Source organism: Mobiluncus holmesii ATCC 35242 (assembly GCF_000185445.1).
In the GTDB taxonomy this organism is placed as follows: domain Bacteria; phylum Actinomycetota; class Actinomycetes; order Actinomycetales; family Actinomycetaceae; genus Mobiluncus; species Mobiluncus curtisii.
Window position 1 is genome coordinate 378,619 of record NZ_GL622346.1, and the last position, 19,964, is coordinate 398,582.

15 protein-coding genes are annotated in these 19,964 nt (G+C 57.7%); 10 read left to right on the forward strand and 5 right to left on the reverse strand.

Going from position 1 to position 19,964, the window contains the following annotated elements; genetic code table 11:
• Positions 1–6: 6 nt before the first annotated feature.
• The 3 genes from HMPREF0576_RS01630 to HMPREF0576_RS01640 form a co-directional block, all read right to left on the reverse strand.
• On the reverse strand, positions 7–2,721 hold the full coding sequence (locus HMPREF0576_RS01630; protein WP_004010444.1) for an FtsX-like permease family protein: 2,715 nt from the start codon (positions 2,719–2,721) through the stop codon (positions 7–9).
• 3 nt (positions 2,722–2,724) lie between these two features.
• Positions 2,725–3,570, reverse strand: coding sequence for an ABC transporter ATP-binding protein (locus HMPREF0576_RS01635; RefSeq protein ID WP_004010445.1), 846 nt, complete (start codon positions 3,568–3,570; stop codon positions 2,725–2,727).
• Between the two features lie 190 nt (positions 3,571–3,760).
• Positions 3,761–4,741: a hypothetical protein gene (locus HMPREF0576_RS01640; RefSeq protein ID WP_004010446.1), complete on the reverse strand. Its 981-nt coding sequence runs from the start codon at positions 4,739–4,741 to the stop codon at positions 3,761–3,763.
• 166 nt (positions 4,742–4,907) lie between these two features.
• Here HMPREF0576_RS01640 and HMPREF0576_RS01645 point away from each other — a divergent pair, with 166 nt between their 5' ends.
• The 9 genes from HMPREF0576_RS01645 to HMPREF0576_RS01680 all read left to right on the forward strand — a co-directional run bounded on the left by HMPREF0576_RS01645 (position 4,908) and on the right by HMPREF0576_RS01680 (position 16,315).
• Positions 4,908–5,387 (forward strand): ribosome maturation factor RimP, encoded by a 480-nt coding sequence (locus HMPREF0576_RS01645; protein WP_004010447.1) that lies wholly within the window; start codon positions 4,908–4,910, stop codon positions 5,385–5,387.
• Positions 5,388–5,410: 23 nt separating this feature from the next.
• Complete coding sequence (gene nusA / locus HMPREF0576_RS01650) at positions 5,411–6,397, forward strand: transcription termination factor NusA (protein ID WP_004010448.1); 987 nt, start codon at positions 5,411–5,413, stop codon at positions 6,395–6,397.
• 286 nt (positions 6,398–6,683) lie between these two features.
• Entirely contained in the window at positions 6,684–7,943 is a 1,260-nt protein-coding gene (locus HMPREF0576_RS01655; RefSeq protein ID WP_004010449.1) for a cell wall-binding repeat-containing protein, read from the forward strand.
• 341 nt (positions 7,944–8,284) lie between these two features.
• Positions 8,285–11,053: a translation initiation factor IF-2 gene (gene infB / locus HMPREF0576_RS01660; RefSeq protein ID WP_004010450.1), complete on the forward strand. Its 2,769-nt coding sequence runs from the start codon at positions 8,285–8,287 to the stop codon at positions 11,051–11,053.
• 96 nt (positions 11,054–11,149) lie between these two features.
• Positions 11,150–11,587: a 30S ribosome-binding factor RbfA gene (rbfA, locus tag HMPREF0576_RS01665; RefSeq protein ID WP_004008140.1), complete on the forward strand. Its 438-nt coding sequence runs from the start codon at positions 11,150–11,152 to the stop codon at positions 11,585–11,587.
• Entirely contained in the window at positions 11,559–11,702 is a 144-nt protein-coding gene (locus tag HMPREF0576_RS09360; protein ID WP_169310016.1) for a hypothetical protein, read from the forward strand. Before rbfA ends, HMPREF0576_RS09360 begins: the two co-directional genes overlap by 29 nt.
• On the forward strand, positions 11,695–12,759 hold the full coding sequence (gene truB / locus HMPREF0576_RS01670) for a tRNA pseudouridine(55) synthase TruB (RefSeq protein ID WP_004010452.1): 1,065 nt from the start codon (positions 11,695–11,697) through the stop codon (positions 12,757–12,759). Before HMPREF0576_RS09360 ends, truB begins: the two co-directional genes overlap by 8 nt.
• 54 nt (positions 12,760–12,813) lie before the next feature.
• Positions 12,814–14,748, forward strand: a complete 1,935-nt coding sequence (locus tag HMPREF0576_RS01675) for a cell wall-binding repeat-containing protein (protein WP_004010453.1) — start codon at positions 12,814–12,816, stop codon at positions 14,746–14,748.
• Positions 14,749–14,884: 136 nt separating this feature from the next.
• Entirely contained in the window at positions 14,885–16,315 is a 1,431-nt protein-coding gene (locus HMPREF0576_RS01680; RefSeq protein ID WP_004010454.1) for an alanine/glycine:cation symporter family protein, read from the forward strand.
• A gap of 44 nt (positions 16,316–16,359) precedes the next feature.
• Here the strand turns inward: HMPREF0576_RS01680 and HMPREF0576_RS01685 are convergent, their stop codons facing one another.
• Positions 16,360–17,631 carry a CapA family protein gene (locus HMPREF0576_RS01685; protein WP_004010455.1) on the reverse strand — a complete coding sequence of 424 codons (1,272 nt, stop codon included), beginning with the start codon at positions 17,629–17,631 and terminating at the stop codon, positions 16,360–16,362.
• Between the two features lie 38 nt (positions 17,632–17,669).
• Positions 17,670–18,665, reverse strand: coding sequence for a bifunctional riboflavin kinase/FAD synthetase (locus HMPREF0576_RS01690; protein WP_004010456.1), 996 nt, complete (start codon positions 18,663–18,665; stop codon positions 17,670–17,672).
• A 121-nt stretch (positions 18,666–18,786) separates the two neighbouring features.
• On the opposite strand from HMPREF0576_RS01690, the gene HMPREF0576_RS01695 reads away from it, so the two are divergent.
• The gene (locus tag HMPREF0576_RS01695) at positions 18,787–19,785 is read left to right on the forward strand and encodes an NADH-quinone oxidoreductase (protein WP_004010457.1); all 999 of its coding nucleotides are present in this window, start codon (positions 18,787–18,789) and stop codon (positions 19,783–19,785) included.
• Positions 19,786–19,964 lie beyond the last annotated feature (179 nt).

Genomic DNA, 19,964 nt, shown 5'->3' on the forward strand with positions numbered 1-19,964 from the left:
CCACCTTTAGTCATGAGCCAGCGCCTCCACCGGCGTGACCCGCGCTGCGGCCCGCGCCGGACCAATGGATGCCAAGAGCGCCACCACGATGGTGAGTGCTGCGGCCACGATTGCTAACGGGGGTACCACAATGATTTGTGCGGACGCCAGTTCCGTCACAGGCAGGGCGTTGATGCCGGCTATCGCGTAACCTAAACCGGCTAATACGCCTACAATCAGCGCCCCGAGCGCCGTCAGCAGGGCTTCGAAGGCGAGCATTCCTTGCAAACGCCCCTTCGTCATGCCCAAGGCGCGCAGCATTCCATTTTCCCGCCGGCGTTCCATCACCGACAGCGCCAACGTATTCGCCACCCCAACCAGCGCAACCAGCACTGATACTCCCAGCATCGCGAAAGCGCCCCACATCAACCCTTGTGCAATCTGGGTAAACATGGCTCGATCGGGCGCGGAACCGGTGATGTGGGCATCCTGCTCGGAGGCAGCCGGAATATCCGAAGCGAGCTGCTCAATGTCAGAAAAGCTGCAATCCGAGGAAATCCGCATCAGCAAAACTCGGGGTGCCAGCACCGTGGCATTACGCTTGAGTTCCTGGTCGGAGTCGGTTTGTGCCGGACGGACCACCTGGGTAGAGCTGACCAGACCAGCCAAATCCTGAGGGTTCAGGGACACAAAATCCAGAGAAGTTTTCTCAGCCGTGAGTTTCAGCACCTTATCCCCGCTCCGGACGGCATAAGGCGTGCCAACTTCCTCCTCATTCAGCTGCGGGATTCCCACGTGACCGGGAGTAACCACGGGAATCCGGCTGTGCGAAACTGTCGAGAAATCTTTAGATTCCAACAGCAGTTCCTGAGTGTTCGCGTCGGGGTCACAAGGCTCGTTCGTTGCGGCAACGATACAGCCGCCGTTTTCGTCATGGGTCAGCTTTTCCGGCTGAGATAATAATTTCTGGGTTTTTTCGTATTCTCCCCAGGGGACAGCGCTTCCCAACAGCCCATTTACGGCGATGGTATGTTGCAAACCGGAAGTGGCTTTCACATTGGCAATGGTGGTTTGGCTCAGCGGTTCGCCCTCCGAAACGAGTTGCAGGTCTATCGGTGTGTGTTCGTCAATGACTTTTTTGCCGGTAGCGTCTACCGAGGCTGCCCCGACCAGCAGCAACACCAGCAGGGTAATACCGAGGGTCAAGGCTGCGCCGGTAGCTCCGGTACGCCGCGGGTTACGCCCCGTATTTTCCGCCGCTAAACGCCACGTCACCGCCGCGGGGGAACTAAACATGCCCAAAGCGGAAGTCACGTAGGGCAAGACGATGGAAGTCAGCAGGATTAGCCCCAGGAAGGAGATCATTCCGGCAAACATCGCTGTCAAGAAGTAGTTGGAGGTGTAGGCATCCATGCTCCACCGCTCCGAGATGTTCATCATCAACTGATGGTTCTTTAGGGTGGCGTAGACCATGGTGGCGGTGCCGCCAAAGAACAGAATGGAACCAAAAATGGCGCGAACCGTCCGGTGCTTGCGCCGCCGGCTGAGCTTGTCCTCCGTCGCCAGAGCCTCAATCGGGGTGACTTGGGCGACTCGGCGAGACGGGGCAAACCCTGCCAGGAAAGAAATCACGGTACCGGAGAGGAATCCCGCCAGCAGGCTTTGCCAGTTCAAAACGGTGAAAGCGTGACCCCAAGTGTCGGCGAGGTTGGCAATCCGGCACGCTATGGCTGAAAAAATCACGCCTGCCAAGACTCCAAGAATCGCCGAAACGGCACCAACCAGTAAGGTCTCGCGCGCCACCAGGGATCGGAGCTGACTGGAGGTGGCGCCGACCGCCCGTAGCAAAGCCAGTTGGCGTCGCCGGCGGGCAAACAGCACGTTGTAGGTCACGGACACCACAATAATCGCGGTAATGCCTGCGATAACCGGGAAAATCAGAGCTAAGACCAACAGAATGTCCTGTCCGCCCATCAGGTTATCCACGGCACGATTCAGGTATTGATCCGCGGTGAACACTTCATTGTAATCTCCGTCGGTAAGGTCGGAGGACAACTTTTGCAGTTCGGCGCGGGCCGCGTCCAGGTGTGTGGCGCTAACTCCCGAAATCAGCAAGATATCAGCCAAATAATCGTCCCCAGCCCAGGTTTTCACCAGGGAATCGGTAACGTAGCTGGTGGGGAACGCGCCGGGGCGCGCTTTGTAGATACCGCTGACCTTGAGTGGCACCGTCTTGGTGTCATCGGTGGCAGAATCGTAGATTCCCACGTTGAGGGTGTCCCCGACTTTAACCCCGAGGGTCTTGGCGTTGGACTGTTCGATACCGATTTCTGATTCAGAGCCGGGACGCTTTCCCTCCACGACCGAGCTGGGGTCGAACACCGGATCAGCCAGCCCTAATAGCGCAGCAGTCACCGTTTTACGATTTTTGGACAAATCCACGCTCATGGCGGACCGAGTCAGGATTTTCCACTCCGGGTGGACCTTATGGGTTTGATCCGCAATCTTTTGCAGGTAGTCAGGTTCGGGTCCCTCACCGTCGTAGGGAACCCCGTGCGGCGCCGTAACAATCAGGTCAGCGCCGGCGGCTTCCGCGGTAAGGTTACGGGCTAAAGTCAGCTTGAGCCCCTCTGCCAATCCCAGGCAGGTCAACAGGAACGCTACCGCGAGGGCAATCGCCAAGGCGGTGGCGGTGTAGCTTTTCAGATTTTTGCGCAAATCTGCGCGCAGAATTCCTTTCATCGCTCACGCCACCTTTGCGATATCTGCGGGTTCGGGGTGGTGCAAATCTTGCACAATCATCCCGTCGCGGACGATTAAGACCCGATCTCCGGTCGCGGCGGCGTGCTGATCGTGGGTCACCATCACCACGGTTTGCCCGAAGTTATCAACTGCCGCGCGCAGCAGATTCAGGACCTCGGCAGAAGACGCCGTGTCCAGGTTTCCAGTCGGCTCGTCAGCCACCAACAGGGCGGGGCGGGACAGCAGAGCCCGAGCGACCGCGACGCGCTGCATTTGGCCACCGGACAGTTCGTAAGGCTTGTGGTTTAGCCGGGTGGCGAGGTCCAGCCCGGTGACGATTTGGTCGAACCAGTGCCGGTCTATCGGCTTATTCGCCAGGCGCAGCGGCAGTTCGATATTGGCTTGCGCGTTCAAAGTGGGAACCAGGTTAAACGACTGGAACACGAACCCCACGTTGTCGCGGCGCCACAGGGTCAGGGGCTTGTCTTTCAGCTTGGTGATATCTATGCGGTTGACCGTGATGGAACCGGAAGTGACCGCGTCCAAACCGGCTAGGACGTGCAGCAGCGTGGATTTGCCGGAACCGGAGGGACCCATGATAACCGTGAATTCGCGGGCGTTAATGTCGACGTTAACTCCGCGCAGAGCCTCCACGCGCGTGCCTTTTTCGCCGTAAACCTTGGTGACTTCACGCAGCTCGGCGACGGGGGCGGTCGGCAGGTCCGTCTCTGCACTGGTCACAAGGGAGGAAGGGGAAGTTCCGGGGGCAGTTGCGTTTGGCGGGGTTGGGGGCGTTACGGGGGTAAACGGTGTTTCGTCTGAGGGAACGGAGCTATTTGGGGTAGACATGGCTAACCTTTCGCTAGATTTCTTACGTGTAATCCAGCGTAACCAGCCCGAAACTCACCGGCTATAGGGGTTTACCCTGAAAAAACCCCGAGCCATCCCTGAGCCGGTGAAAAAGTCTCTAGTGGTCCAGTTTTCCTGGTGACCGCGGCGTTAGACTGGGCAAACCTACCAGAACTTGTGTCTGATTCGGTTAGGGCCACAGTTGCGCGAAAATCTGGGAAGGCGGTATGCCGAAACGGTTTTGTGAAGTGACGTCATCTTTTACAGCCCTTATCCAGGGTTGGCGCAATGCTGACAGGGTCTGGTCTGGCGCTTGCTTCGATGCGGCATCGGGAGACGAAATCATCGCGACTATCTGGAGGTGTGCGGCGAATGCGTCAGCATCAGCCTGATTGATGAGGTGAATTGCGTCTGCAGCGGACTTAATTTGTGGAAAATCCAGGGCATATTGAGAGGCTCGCACATCCTCAACCCCCCCGTCTACCAGCGACTGTACGTCCCAAGCCAGGGAACTCGCCCTTTGCAAAGCCCACTTCCGGTTATCACCGTTGAGGTGCGCTGCTGCCACTTCCATCCGGAATCGCGCAAAATCCAGGGCGGTTTGCGCTGCGGTAAGGTCTTGCAGATTTTTCCGGTCGGCTATCGGTTCGGGGGAGCCTTCCGGGTTCGTTCCTGCCGGTGCGTCGACCGGCACTTTTGACTCGGGGAGTGGACTTCCCGAGGCTCCTGCTAGGTGGGATGCATCCAGCTGTTGTGCGGCACACAGTGCCGTGAGCAGTTGCGCGTCCTTAGCCTGGGGTGCCCGCGCTCCTGCTTGACAGGAAGTCGCCGCGGCATCCACCAGGAGTTGTAACAGATCCTCCATGTTGCCCGGAGCGGAGGAAGGCTGCGGACCGGGGTCCGCCCCCTCCGGCATACCCTGAGGCCACGGCTGCCAGACCCCGCCCATTGCGGCTAAACGGGTGGCGGAAAGGTCGCGTACCGTCCCTATGGCAGCGCGTAGCCCAGGGGCTAGCGAGGCATCGTCAGCCATCTTTTCACTGCCGGCATTGATAGCGGCTTCTGCCCGAGAAACAGCGGAAATTCCTGCTTGCCCGGCATCCAGTTTCGGCAGGGCATCGGGGGGCGTGTCCAGGCGCAGTCCACACCCGGTCAGCGCGAGACCCGCCATAAGCCATAGACTTAGTCTCAGGAAATGGGACGGGCGAAAAAACATAGACCCATTGTTTCATACCCCCGTTCCATTCACGCGCTCAGACAACTCTGAGAAAACGAAAAAGGGGAGACTATTGCAGATAACAACAGAGGCCCAACCGCATACCTCAACGGATCCGAGTGTGGAGGCAATTATCCAGGTCGTGAACCCGGTCGTGGAGGCAGCCGGTCTGTATCTGGAAAAAATTGCCGTGACCGGTCCGAAACACCAGCGGGTTGTGGCGATTAATTTAGATTTACCTGATGGCGTAGACAATCTGGGCAGCGCGCAACTAGAGGACGCCAGCCGCGCTATCGGCGCTGCCTTAGACGCCGCCGATCCGTTATCGGGAGCCTATACACTTGAGATTTCCACGCTTGGTGCCGAACACGAGCTGACGAACCTGCGGTTGGCACGTCGCGCCTTGGGCAAAGACGTAGAAGTGCGCACTGGCGGGCAGGTTCGTGCCGGAATCTTGACTGAAGTCACGGAAACCGGGTTGAGCGTAAATGATGACGGAGACGTTACGGTTTATCCCTTCGAGGACATAGAATCGGTACGTACCGTTATTTTGTTTGGGAAGCCTCGGGGGTCCCAGCGCAACGGGCGAAAAAATAAATAGCGACAAATCAATACGGAGGAATCATGCAAATTGACATGTCTGCATTGCGCCTGGTGGAAGCCGAAAAGGGCATGGATATGAACTCGCTTATCGACACGGTCGAGCAAGCGCTTTTGAAGGCATACCGCAACCAGTCGGGTGCTGAAAAGGAACATTCACGGGTTGAGGTTGATCGCAAGACCGGCGAGGTGCGGGTTTTGGTAAAGGAGCTGGACGAGGACGGCACTGAGCTGGGCGAGTCCGAGATAACTCCTAAAGATTTTGGGCGCACCGCCGCGGCTACGGTGAAATCTGTAATTATTCAACGTTTCCAAGAGGAAGAAGACAAAGCTGTTCTGGGCGATTTTAAAGATCGTGTCGGTCAAGTCGTTTCCGGGGTGGTGACTGCCGGGCGCGATCCGAAGCTGGTGACCGTGAACCTGGGAGATGTGGAAGGCATTATTCCGCCAGCAGAACAGGTCCCCGGCGAGAAATACCAGCACGGAGTGCGTCTGAGCGTTTATGTTCTGGCGGCATCGCGTGGTTTTAAAGGTCCGCACATTGAACTGTCTCGGACCCATCCCGGTTTGGTGCAGGGCTTGTTTAAACGCGAAGTTCCCGAAATTGACCGGGAAGAAGTCGTCATCGAATCCGTGGCTCGTGAACCGGGACATCGTACCAAGATAGCCGTGCGTCCGACTGAAAAAGGTATCAATGCCAAGGGAGCCTGTATCGGTCCGAATGGTTCCCGGGTCCGGGCAGTCATGAACGAGCTGAACGGAGAAAAGATTGACATCGTGGATTGGGCGGAAGACCCTACGGTTTACGTGGCAAATGCTTTGAGTCCTGCCAAAGTTATTTCGGTGCGAGTCATTGATGAAGCGAAGCGTTTGGCACGCGTGGTGGTCCCGGACTTCCAGCAGTCGCTGGCTATTGGCAAAGAAGGTCAAAATGCCCGCTTGGCTTCGCGTCTGACTGGTTGGGGGATTGATATCCATTCCGACACGGAAAATGGTGGCACTCCAGCCTAGATTGGCAGCTTTTACGAGGCGTGCGTGCAGCCCTCCGAGGTGCTTCCTCGGGGGGCTGCGTGTTTTTTGCACAAGGGGTGACCACGCGTTTCCGGGGTGGCACGGTAACGTCTGGGACCGCCCTTGTGAAAGTATGTCCGCAGGTCGTAGCTCTAAAAAGTGACCAAATGGACACGGTTGTTACCAAAACGTTATAATCAAGGGTCGCGGCGTAGGGTCGCGAATCGCTTGGAATAATGAGGAGGGCATTTGGCTGGGTCAAATGAGCCGGTCGAATATTTGAGTTATGCGTATTTCTAAACTGATGGCAAGTTCATTTGCAATTGCTGGAATCGGTGTAGCGGGCGTTGCTCCGATTGCCAATGCGGAAGATGGGGGTTCCGCAACCATTACAAATCAAACTGTCAGTGCCAAGGTTCGCTTGGCGGGTGTTGATCGTTACGAGACTTCTCAAGCTGTGTCCGCGGCAACTTCGTTGGACTCCGTGTTAGTCAGTGATAAGTCTCCTGATGGGCTCATTGCTTCCCTGCAGGCTGCTAATGATGACAAATCTGCGGTGATGAGTCCGAAGGCGCCCTCTCTGGGAGGCGTCAACCGTTACGAGTCTGCCGCAAATGTGGCTCTGGCAGGCGACGCGGATGCCCCCTTGGTCATCGCCAATGGTCGCTCAGATGTAGATATTTTGGCAGCTACATCCTATGCGGCGAATCTGGAGGCAAACCTCTTGCTGTCCGAGCCGAATCAGCTGGGTGAATACGCTGCAAAAGCTCTCTCCGAGTTGAATCCGGAGAATATCACGATTATCGGGGGGACCGGGGTCGTGAACGAACAAACTCAAACTCAGATTGAAGAACTGACTGGGAAAAAGGTTTCCCGGATTGCGGGAGATAACCGATACACCACCGCGCTGGCAGCCGCGCAGGTTATGGGTTCTCATAACTACCTGCTGGTTAATGGCAAGAATCCGGTCGATGCGCTGACTTTGGCTCCCTTGGCGAAACGGAATAACGCCTCGGTTGTGTTGATTCAGACTTCTTGCGTTCCGCAAACCGTGCTGGGGGCTCTGGCGGGCAAGCATCTCACCGCTATCGGCGGGACGGGCGCTATTGCCGACAATTTCGCGGCGAAGACCTGTGAACAGCAGGCGGCTGAGGAAGCTGCGGCAGCTGCGAAGGCTGCCGCAGAAAAGGCAGCGGCAGAACAAGCAGCACGGGAAGCCGCCGCGCGGGCAGCTAATCCGTGGGGAGCTGGCACTCCGCAGGGTATCGCCTACGACATGCTGGGCGAGTACGGCTGGGGACCCGATCAGATGCAGCCCCTGGTGAACTTGTGGAATCGGGAATCCGGATGGCGTACGAATGCCGGACGTCGCGGTGGTCCCTACGGTATCCCGCAGGCTAACCCCGGTCGCAAGATGGCTTCTGCCGGTGCGGACTGGGCCACGAACCCGGCTACCCAAATTCGCTGGGGTTTGAGCTACATTAAGGGACGCTACGGCAGTCCTGCTGGAGCTTGGGCGAAATTCTGCGCCCGCGGCTGGTATTGATTTTTGCCTATAACTTAGGGGTGGGGCTGTCACGGACGGCTCCACCCCTAAGTTTTGCCTGATGAGAGGGTTCGATTCAGGTGCATAGAGAAAAGTCGGGTATAATCAAAAGCGGTGCTTTTCGCGACTCCAACAGTCGCGCTTGGGCACAGGAACTTATCAGCTGAGGATACTTTGCGGCTTGCGGTTTTTCATTAATCCGGCGGCACTGTGTTCGCAATGACCTAGGAGCGGGTTGGAAGATGTTGGGCACCCGATGAGTACCCGATGAGTACCAACGATTAATCCATTCTCACCCTTCGCCGGGTGGAGTGGCGAAGGACAGGAGAAAAGTGGCACGAATGCGCGTGCACGAGCTTGCGAAAGAGCTCGGTATTGAATCCAAAGAAATGCTGGCGTATCTGAAAGACGCTGGAGAGTTCGTAAAATCTGCATCCTCCGTGGTGGAAAGCCCCGTAGTGAAGCGGATGATGGAACGCTTTGCAGAGGAAAAACTGGGCAAGTTCAGCCCGGAAGCCGCTGAGAAAGCCGAAAAAGCGACCGCGAAAGCGAAGAAGCCAGCTGTCAAGACGACTACAAAGAGTGAAACTGCGGATGCGTATCCTGCGGAAACAGAATCTTCATCACCCGCCAGTCCTGTTGAGCCAACGGCTCCAGAGACGGCGGTCACTCCGGATGACGCAACTCCAGAAACACCCGAAGCGCCGGAGACTCCCGCAGCCCCTCAACCGACCCCGGAGAAAACAGACTCGAGTCCCAGCCCTGCCAAACTGCAGGCGAAACCGAGTGCTCACCCTGATATTCCCAAGCCAGGAGCCGGGATTCCCAAGCCGGGCGCGCGTCCGGGTAACAACCCGTTCGCTTCTGCGCAGGGAATGCCACGTCCCGGTGGTACCAGTGGGATTAAAGCCAAGCCGGGTCCGCGCCGAGGGCGGCTGGGCAATAACCCGTTCGCTTCTGCGCAGGGAATGAGCCAAGGTATTCCCCGTCCCGGTCAGGGCGGCGGTCCGCGTCCCAAGCCGGGAGACCGCATGGGTTCCCCGCGCGGTGACTCCGGTCCCGCGGGTCGCGGTGGGCGTGGCGGGCGTGGTTCTCGCCCCAGCCCTGAAGCATTAGCAGGGGGCGGTTTTGGCGGCGCTCCGGCTTTTGGCGGTCCGCCTTCGCCACCTCGCGGTCGCGGTGGGCGCGGCTTTACCCAGGGCGCTTTCGGTCACGGCAAGTCCCGGAAAGGCAAGAGTCGTCGGGCTAAACGTCAGGAAATCGAAGAGCAAAATGCACCCGTCATTGGCGGTGTCACCGTCCCGAAAGGCAACGGTCAAGAGGTTCGGATTCGTTCCGGAGCGTCGGTTGCCGACTTTGCAGACAAGATTCACGTCAATCCTGCTGCGTTGGTGACGGTGCTGTTCCACATGGGCGAGATGGTCACTGCCAATCAGTCCTTGGACGAAGACACTTTCAAGCTGCTGGGAGCGGAACTCGGCTACGAGATTGAGGTGGTTTCACCGGAGGATGAGGACCGCGAACTGCTGGAATCCTTCGATATTGACCTAGAGGCAGAAGAACTCGATGACATCGAGGCAATGGAACCCCGACCCCCGGTGGTGACGGTGATGGGTCACGTCGACCACGGTAAGACCAAGCTGTTGGACGCCATCCGCAATACTGACGTGATTGATACCGAGTATGGCGGGATTACCCAGCACATTGGCGCTTACATGGTCACGTTGAAAAAGGCCGATAAGGGTCGCAAACTCACCTTTATTGATACGCCGGGTCACGAAGCCTTTACCGCGATGCGTGCCCGTGGTGCTCAGGTCACTGACATTGCGATTATTGTGGTCGCCGCTGATGACGGCGTGATGCCGCAGACCGTGGAGGCAATCAACCATGCCAAGGCTGCGAACGTGCCGATTGTGGTGGCAGTCAACAAGATTGATAAACCGACCGCTAACCCAGACAAGGTCAAAGCGCAGATGTCTGAATATGGGGTGCTGCCCGAAGAATACGGCGGTGACACCATGTTTGTGCCGATTTCGGCTAAGCAGCGGATGGGCATTGAGGACCTGCTGGATGCGGTGCTGTTGACTGCTGACGCAGTGCTGGATTTGCAAGCCAATCCGCACGCTCCCGCCCGCGGTGTCGCTATTGAAGCGAACTTGGACAAGGGACGCGGTACGGTTGCCACCATGCTGGTGCAGCGTGGTACTTTGCGCGTCGGTGACGCTATTGTGGCGGGAACTGCCTACGGTAGGGTGCGTGCCATGTTCAACGAACGTGGTCAAAATGTAGAAGAGGCCACCCCCTCCACACCGGTGCAGGTGCTGGGGCTAACCTCGGTGCCGCGAGCTGGTGATAACTTCCTGGTCGCTGAAGACGACCGGACAGCGCGCCAAATTGCGGACAAACGCGCTGCTGCGGAACGTGCAGCACTGCTGGCCAAGCGCCGCAAGCGCGTGACGCTGGAATCCTTCGACGAAGCCCTAAAGGCCGGCAAGGTCGACATGCTGAACTTGATTATCAAGGGCGACGTGTCCGGCTCGGTCGAAGCTCTGGAAGACTCCCTGCTAAAGATTGACGTGGGCGAGGAAGTCGGTTTGCGTATCATTCACCGCGGTGTCGGTGCGATTACCCAAAACGACGTCAACCTGGCCACCGTGGACAACGCCATCATTATCGGATTCAACGTACGTCCTGCCGAGCGCGTGGCGGAGTTGGCAGATAGCGAAGGCGTGGAGATGAAGTTCTATTCCGTCATCTACCAGGTCATTGAGGATGTCGAGAACTCCTTGAAGGGTATGCTAAAGCCGATTTATGAGGAACACGAACTCGGTACCGCCGAGATTCGCCAGGTCTTTAAGTCCTCCAAGTTCGGCAATATCGCGGGCTGCTTGATCAAGTCGGGCACCATCAAGCGTGGCGCCAAAGCCCGCTTGGTTCGCGATGGTGTGGTCGTCAACGGAGAGCTGGAGATTCATTCCTTGCGTCGCGAAAAGGACGATGTCACCGAGGTCCGCGAAGGCTTCGAGTGCGGTATCGGTCTGGAGTTTAAGGACATCCAGGTGGGCGACCGCATCGAGACGTGGGAAATGCGCGAAATCCCGCGCGACTAATATTCCTAATCAACCCGGTGTCCCGGTCGGGCTGCGGCGGTTTACCTCCGGGGCTCGGCTGGGGCGCCGTGATAACACAGCAGATTGAGAGAAACAATGGACGATACTCGGCGCGAAAAAGTCGCCGCAAACATTTTGACCACGGTGGCCAGCATGTTGGCCGGCAAGATTAAAGATCCGCGATTAGGCTTCGTCACCATTACTTCGGTCGAGGTCACGGGGGATTTGCAGCACGCCAAAGTTTATTACACGGCTTATGGTAGCGACACGGAACGCACCGCTTCGGGGGCGGCTTTGGAATCTGCCAAAGGATTGATTCGCTCCCGCGTCGGCAAGAATTTGGGCACCCGCCTGACTCCTACCTTGGAATTTGTCTCCGATCCGGTGCCTCAGCAAGCCGCGGCTTTGGAATCAGCCCTCGCGGAGGCTCGCGCGGCAGACGCCGAGTTGGCAGCGCGCAAAGGCACCCAGTATGCCGGAGAGGCTAATCCTTATAAGACTCCTCGTGAAACTGAAGATGACCAGGACTCCTAACCTGGCGGGGCAGGGGACTGTCCGCGGGGAAACTTTCGTCGGGCGCGGTCCGGAGGACACCTTTGGTGGGGGACGGCTGGTTCACAAGGGTTCCGGGGCAGGTTACGATGTTTGACGCGCCAGACTTTTTGCCTGACTGCCCTGAGGATTTACCTCGGGGTGAAACTTGCCCGCCCGGACTGGTCATTGTGGATAAGCCACGGGGGTTGAGTTCTAACGCGGTAGCGTCACGGATTCGCCGGTTGGCAGGTCAAAAGAAAGTCGGTTACGCCGGCACCCTTGACCCGCTGGCCACGGGAATCCTGATCTGTGCCATCGGCAAAGCCACCCGCCTGCTGCAATACCTGACGGCTCATGACAAGGTCTATACCGCGCGGGTGCGATTCGGTATCTCTACAGATACCGATGACGCGCTGGGACAGGTTCTATCCCGTGCGGGAGCCGCCTTATCCACGGCGGAAATCACGGCAGCGCTGGAACCGTGGCGCGGAGCAGTCGACCAAATTCCAGCCAAGTTTTCTGCCATAAAAATTGGTGGAAAACGTGCCTATGACTTGGCACGTGCCGGAAAAAACGTGGAAATACAGCCCCGTCCGGTGACCATTCACCGGCTCGAGCTGCGCGGTGCACCAGTTCTCGAAACGGTGGCAGGAGACGACTCTAACCCTCCAGTGCAGGTCACCGATGCGGACATCGTAGTGGGCTGCTCGGCAGGAACCTACGTGCGTTCCCTGGCTCGAGATCTCGGCGCGGACCTGGGCGTGGGGGCGCATTTGACTGCATTGCGACGTATTTCGGTCGGGTCATACGGACTGGACCAAGCACACAGTCTATCCGAGTTCGAGACCGAAGTTCGCCGTTACGGAGTGCTGCGCCCCTTGGGTTTGGACGCCGCGATATTGGGAATCTTCCCTGAATTTCTCGGAGACGAAACCCAGGTGCGGGCGTTGTCTTTCGGACAATCCCCAGCGCTGCGGGACTCGACCCATGCTGCCCCAAACATCCCCCTTGAGACAGCAAATTCGTGCCCCAATGCGTCCGACGGTGCGCTGGTTGCAGTAACCGAACCAGTAACTGAGACAAAAGCTGGGGATAAACGCGTCGTGGCGCTGGCGGAGCGAAATCGTGACAGGCTGAAACCAATCTGGGTGCTGAGACCTGCAAAATCTTGAGTTGTCGAGACATAAAATAGTTAAGAGCTGATTTTATTTTGGGAAAGTGAAGAAATGAAACAAAACGCGTCTCTCAAATCATGGTGGCCGATGGTTACACTCGGTTTGTTGGGATTTGTAGGTCTGCTCGCCGGACCCGCGGAAATGAGTCTCGCCAGTCCGGTTGCACCAGCGGATACTCCCGCAATTTCCAGCACGGCGGCGGCGACAGTTCCGGCTGCGGATGAAACCGGTGAATTTCCTGAACTTCCGGAGAACTTCACTTCTCTCACCGATTCCGAACTGCCTGCCGGTAGTGAGCCCTCCGGGGGTTCTGACTACGGTGATTTGATGATTGGAGGGGGAACCCCCGCCAGCGCGGCACAGGCCGATTGGGTCGCATATATCAGTATCAGCAATCGGGACAACACCGGCGCTATCTGTACCGGTATGCTCATTGACCCCTCCTGGGTTTTGACCGCGGGTCACTGCGTCGCCAACGGTCCTAAATACATCAACGTGACTTTTGGACCGACCCGGCAGGCAAATACTGCCGTGAATGACTACAAGATCAATCCCCAGTACGATGCGACGCTGTTGCATCTAAAAGACCCGGTATATGGAATCACCCCCATCACCCTAGCCTCTGGTCAAGCCAAAGTTGGCGATGTGGCAGTGGAATATGGTTGGGGTGGCACCTCGAAGGCTCTCATGTCATCGTCGCAGCGGATTGTGGCGACCTGTTTCACCGTGGTACAGGGAGCTAGACAGGGTGAATTCTCTGCGAACTGCGGTGTCGCAAACGCCCCCGGTCAGCTCAGCTACAAGACTTCTTGGCCGGGAGTGAAAACTGAACACGGTGACTCCGGCGGTCCCCTGGTGGTGGGTAATCAAGTCATAGGTACGTTGATTGGGGGCAATGATCAGGGTGCCTACTTTGGATCCGTGATTCCCTTGGCTTCTTGGCTAAAAGATATTACCGGCTTGACCTTGGGTTCGCCTGCTCCACAAACGGCTGAATATCCTTATGAATCGCGATTGAACCGAATTGCGGGAGCTGATCGTGTCTCGACGGCTTTGGCATTGCACGCGGCGAGTGGCACCAGTGGGGACGCAATGGTATTGACCACCGGTCGTCTCGCTCCAGATGCGTTGAGCTCAGCAGCTTTGGTGGGCGCGCGCGGAGCGACGGTGCTGCTCACCGTGTCCAGCCCGGTGGAACCGGCAGTAATTTCTGCCATTAAGGCTTCCCCGCGTAAGACTCTGTACGTGGTCGGCGGGGGAGTGAAACTCTCGGCTGCTCAACGCGCGGAATTACAGCAGGCGGGAGTGACCATCACCGACCTGGCGGGATCCGATCGCTTCGACACGGCGGGTCGAGTCGCTGCCCGTACGGTGCGGGAAAATGCCTCAGTGATTGCCCACACGAAAGTCCTTGACGTGTTCCTGGTCGACGCCACCAGCGACCCGAACATTCCTGATGCGATTGCTGCCGGTCCTGCTGTGGCAAACGCGCACGGGGTCATTCTCTTTACACGCGCAAACAACATCCCTACCCCCACCCAGAAAGCGATTTCTGACCTAGGGCGCACCGTGACCCAGCAGGGGGGCAAACTGCGCTTGTGGGGTATAGGTGGCGGGGCTGCCACAGCCGTTACCACTCAAGCCGCTCACGCGGACGCGGCGTGGAAAGGTGCCGTCAGTGAGGTAAAGACTATCGTGGGGCAAAATCGTTTCCAGACCTCCACCCAGTTGGCACAGAATTTCTTCCCTAGCGCTGGGGGATACCTGGTTGCTTCCGGTATGATTTTTGCTGACGGTTTGGCAGGCTCGGGCTATGCGCACGCAAATCATCAAGCTATCCTGCTGAGTCGCCCTGCCACCCTGGACTCGAGTCTGCAAAGTTTCGTGCCGGCTCATCCCCAAGCTTCCTACACCATCGTTGGTGGTGCCGGGGCGGTGTCTCGTGGCGTGGCAAACCAGATTGGCGCCCTGCTAACGTCGCGGTAACCGACCTAAATACCGAATTTTACCGGGTCTGTTGCTCGTCTCCAATCTCGAGCAGCGGCGTCAAATTATGGATAACGTGGGCTGACTCGCTAAACTTGCCACAAGTTCGTTTCCGACAACATTGAGGCAATAGACCATGGACAAGCTTTTAGAGGTACTCAGCACGGTAGATTCTTTCGTTTGGGGTCCGTTTTTCCTGATCCCCCTGCTGCTGGGGACCGGGTTGTGGCTGACTATCCGCCTGGCAGGACTCCAATTCCGCAAGCTGGGACCCGCCATGCACCTCGCCTTGCTGAAACGTGATGAAGCAGCCGGGGAAAGTGCCGCGGGGAAACAACCGCTCGATGACACTATCGAGGGCGACATTTCCCACTACCAAGCTCTCACCACTGCTCTGGCAGCTACCGTTGGGGTCGGAAACATTGCCGGTGTCGCCACTGCCATCCACATTGGTGGGCCGGGGGCAGTGTTCTGGATGTGGATTACGGGGCTGCTGGGGATGGCATCGAAGTATTCCGAAGCCTTCATGGCGGTACGTTTCCGCACTAAGGATGCCAAGGGAGAGATGAGTGGCGGTCCGCAGTATTACCTGGAAAAAGTCACGAATGTGAAGTGGCTGGGGCGGACTTTAGCGGTTGCTTTTGCGGTTTTTGCGATTATTGCCTCGCTTGGCACCGGTAACCTGACCCAAGCAAACTCGGTCGCGACCCAGCTGCAGGCTTCTTTCGGGATTAACCCCTGGATGACAGGGCTGTTCATGGCGGCGCTGACCGGCATTGTGCTGCTGGGAGGAGTGAAGTCCATCGGTCGGGTGACTTCGGCTTTTGTCCCGATTATGATTATTCTCTACGTGGGAGCCGCACTGATTGTGTTGGGGCTGCACCTGGCGGAAATCCCTGACGCGCTGGCTCTGATTTTTCACGATGCCTTTACGGGTACCGCTGCCACAGGCGGTTTTGTGGGTTCCACGTTCATGATAGTGGTTCAGTACGGGGTAGCTCGAGGAATCTTCTCAAACGAGTCCGGGATGGGCACGTCTGCGATTGCTGCAGCTGCGGCACGCACTCGCGAACCGGTTCGGCAAGGTCTGGTGTCCATGACGCAAACTTTCATCGACACCATCATTGTGGTCTCCATGACGGCACTGGTCATCGTGGTCACGGGAGCTTGGAAAGCCACCGATGCGGACGGTAACCCGCTAGACGGTTCGCCTCTCACCGCTGAGGCATTCAACCTGGGATTCCCCGGCGGGCAGGGTCACTTTGTGGTCGCAATTTCCCTGGTATTTTTCGCATTTTCCACGGTGCTGGGCTGGGCGTATTACGGGGAACGTTGTGTAGAACGTCTGTTTGGTTTAAACGCTGTCACCGTCTACCGCGTATTGTTTGCCATAGTTATTTTCGTGGGCTGCATCACCGAGCTGAAAGTGGCGTGGACACTAGCGGATATTACGAACGGGTTGATGGCTCTGCCGAACTTGATTGGGCTGATTCTCGCTTCGGGTCTGATAGCTCACGAAACCAGAGCCTACCTAAAGCGCGACCCGAAACTGCGAGAATCTCGGTAAACTTTCCGCCCCGCCCTTGTGCCCCCGACGGAGGGCGCGGACGGTTATTGCTTTGGCAGCGCCTTAATCTGGGCAGGGGAGGGGGTTGAGGGCGGTTCGGTCAGCTCAGGAGTTTCGGGACCTACCAGGGACTGCAAAAACTCCCGGTATTTTGTGGCTTTGCTCGCACTCATGGCACTGCCGGGCGGGATCTGTCCTCGCGCAGCGGCAGCTAGCGGTACCACCATATGCGAATCGGGTTCCAGACCAATCCCCACCCACTGGGCAGAAATGACTTCGGCGTTGCCCTGCGCGGGAACCTTAATCGTCGCCCAGGCGATTTGTTCCGAGTCAGTGTGCATCGTAGCCAGGGGACGCATGTCCGAAATGACATTCCCCACGCTCCAATATGTCCACATGCCTTTGCCGTCCACGCCACCGGGTAGTTTCTCAATGCCTTGGGGCACGTGTGGATGATGACCGATATAGAGGTCAATCAGCCCGCTAGCCGCAGCTTCTTGTGCCCATTGGCGCGCCCAGCTGGAGGGCTGCAGCTCGTATTCCAGCCCGTTATGACCGGACAGAATCACCACCTTAGCGCCTTCTTGGCGAGCTTCGGCCGCCCACTTGAGGATTTCACTCATGTTGTCCACATTGACCAACCAAGGCTTTTCTCTAATGTAGGGCATCCCGCCCAGTTTCCCCCACGCCAGGGACAGGTGCGCAATTTTGATGGTGCGACCGTCTTTCGTCAGCTGATACATCTGGTAGGGTTTTTCTGCCGCACTGCGCCGGGAACCGGTAGCTCCCAGACCGGCTTTTTCCAGCACGTTGAGCGTCTGATACACGCCTTCGATGCCTTGGTCAGTAGTGTGGTTCGAAGCGGTGGAACAGCCGTCGTAGCCCAAGCCTTTCATGTCTTGCGCCCAGCCCGTCGGCATAGCGAAGTTAGGAAACCCCTGGTAAGCGGCCCTGTCTGCGGCGAAGGCAATTTCTTGATGGCAAATCGCCAGGTCAGCCCCCTCGAGAAACGGTTTGATCCCTGCCATCAGATTGGTGAAGTGCGTATTTCCCGCGGCATCACGCGACACGTCTGGCATGAGGGCGTCGTGTGTCAGAGCATCGCCCGTAGCGGCAACCGTAAAGGTCATTTCCGCGGGTTGGATGGCGGTTGGTTTTGGTTTGACCTTCACCAGGGAGGTCTTGGTGGGTACATCTTTGGCGGCAGTTTTACCGGCTGCACCTTCGCAGCCCGTCAGCCCCCAGGTGCCGCCCAACACCAGCAGGGTAGTCGCGGCAGCGTAGCTAATTTTGCGGGTAATCTGTCTGTTTCCCATGGTACTTTTATATCAACACCACGGCGATTCAGCCATGCTCAGGCTGTGACCGCGGCGGGGTCGATGCGCTGAGCTTTGGGAACCCCCAGAACTACGGCAGTTTCCCACAAGTCACAATCCATGCGTTCCAGCAGCGCGTCCAAAGAATCAAAAGCCAAGTTGTCACGAATCCGATGGACGAACTCGATTACGACTTCTTCCCCGTACAAATCCAGGTCCGCACGCCCTAAAACGTGAGCTTCCACGGTACGTCCCACATCGCCGAAATGCGGGGAAGTCCCCACCGAAATCGCGGCGGGCACCACCTCTAGGGAACTTGGTGTTTTTGAGTGGGGAGGGTAGGGCATCCGCAGCCAACCCGCGTAAACCCCGTCAGCGGGAATTGCCTCTATAAAATCCGCATCCAGGTTAGCGGTGGGAAATCCCAGTTCGCGTCCGCGACGCTTGCCGTGAACCACCGTGCCTCGCACCGAGTGAGCGTGCCCCAACACGTAAGCTGCCTGGTCGACCCGCCCTTGTGCCAGGAGCTCACGCACCCAAGACGAGGACCAACGGCGTCCAAATATCGGATCGACAATGTTGGACACCGTTTCGACAGTGAAACCGGATTCCTCGCCCAGTTCCCGTAAAGTTTGGGCATCTCCGCTGTTTTGGGCGCCAAAACGCATATCTTCCCCGATGACGACCACTTCCGGACGCAGCGGAGCGACCAGGTAGTTGTGGACAAATTCAGCGGGGGATTGGGCGGCAAAATCAAGGTCATACTGTTGAACCCAGGTCGCATCCACCCCTAGCTGTTCAATGCGGGTCAAGCGATCTGCCAGGGAACAAATCAACTTGTTCTTCGGGTCGGGATGGTGAACCTGTCGTGGCAGCGGGTCGAAGGTCAACACGACGGATGCCACCTCGTGCTGGTGAGCCAGTGTCACGACCTTTTCAATGATTCGTTTATGTCCGGTGTGAACCCCGTCAAAAGTACCGATGGTTACGATACTCGGTCCGAAATTTGACGGTTTGTCACGAAATATTTGCACCCCCCAACCTTAGCATGACGCTATCCTCCCGGATTCTGTCTCTCCCGGTCCTACCCGGGCTGAATGCACACCGGCGTACCCTTGTTCTACACTGGCTTTACACGAAATAGAAGGGGGATTTATGTGGAGCGTGCAGGGCGTTGACGGCGTGCCAGCTCTGGTTGAGGTCGAACGTCCCCCGGTCGGAGCCGGTGAGATTCTGCTTGAAGTAGTGGCGGCGGGAGTGAACCGGGCAGACTTGCTGCAGGTCGCGGGTCATTATCCGCCGCCTGCCGGAGCTCCGCAGACGCTTGGTCTGGAGGCTGCTGGCACCGTCGTGGAAGTCGGTCCAGGTGTTGACCCGGTGTGGCTGGGGCGCGCCGCGGTGGCTTTGGTCGAGGGCGGGGCACAAGCCCAGTTCTGTGTCGCCCATGCGGATTTGGCTTTGCCTCTACCTGTTTCCGGGCGACTCAACGGCTATGTTGCGGGGGCTGCCTTGCTGGAAGCGGCGGTGACTGCGTGGCACAACCTGGTCGACTGCGGATTCCCCGCTGATTCGGGGGCGAGGCGTGCCGTGCTGATTCACGGCGGTTCGGGGGCAGTGGGCACGGTAGCGGTGCAGCTAGCTAAGGCTTTGGGAGCCACCGTGGGGACGACCGCGGGAGAACCCGACAGATGCCACAAACTGATCCTTTTGGGGGCAGACGCGGCTGCGGATTATCACGACCTGGATGGGCTGTTGCGGATGAAACAGGAACTGACCGCAGGTCGTGGCTTTGACCTAATCTTGGACGTAGCCGGGGCGGGAGGCTTGGAGACTAATCTGGAGCTGCTCGCCCCATCCGGAATCCTCAACATTATCGGTCTGCAAAAGGGGCGTCATGCCCAGCTGGATTTGGGTCAAGTTTTGTCCAAATCAGCGCGGATTCAGGGTTCTACCATTCGTGGTCTCGATGTGGCGTCAAAAGTCAGGTTGGTGCGTGCTGTGGGGACACACGTCTGGCCGCTGGTACAGGCGCAACGGATACGTCCGGTTATCGCTCATACGTTGGCATTTTCCAAAGCGAAACGCGCGCACAAATACCTGGCCAAAGCCACGGCACGACCCTTGGGAAAAATAGTGCTCTTTACCGAGGCATGAACACGGGCTCGTCAATAACCGGCTGTGGCTCCGGGGCTGGAATTTGGGCGCTACGGCAACCTGCCACCTGCCTGATGAATTTGTCGTCTCTCCCGTAAAAGTCGTTCGTTCAGAATCTGTGTAATTCGCGGGAGTTGCGGGTTTTTGCTAGACTTATACAGCCGTCATGTCGGCCGCGC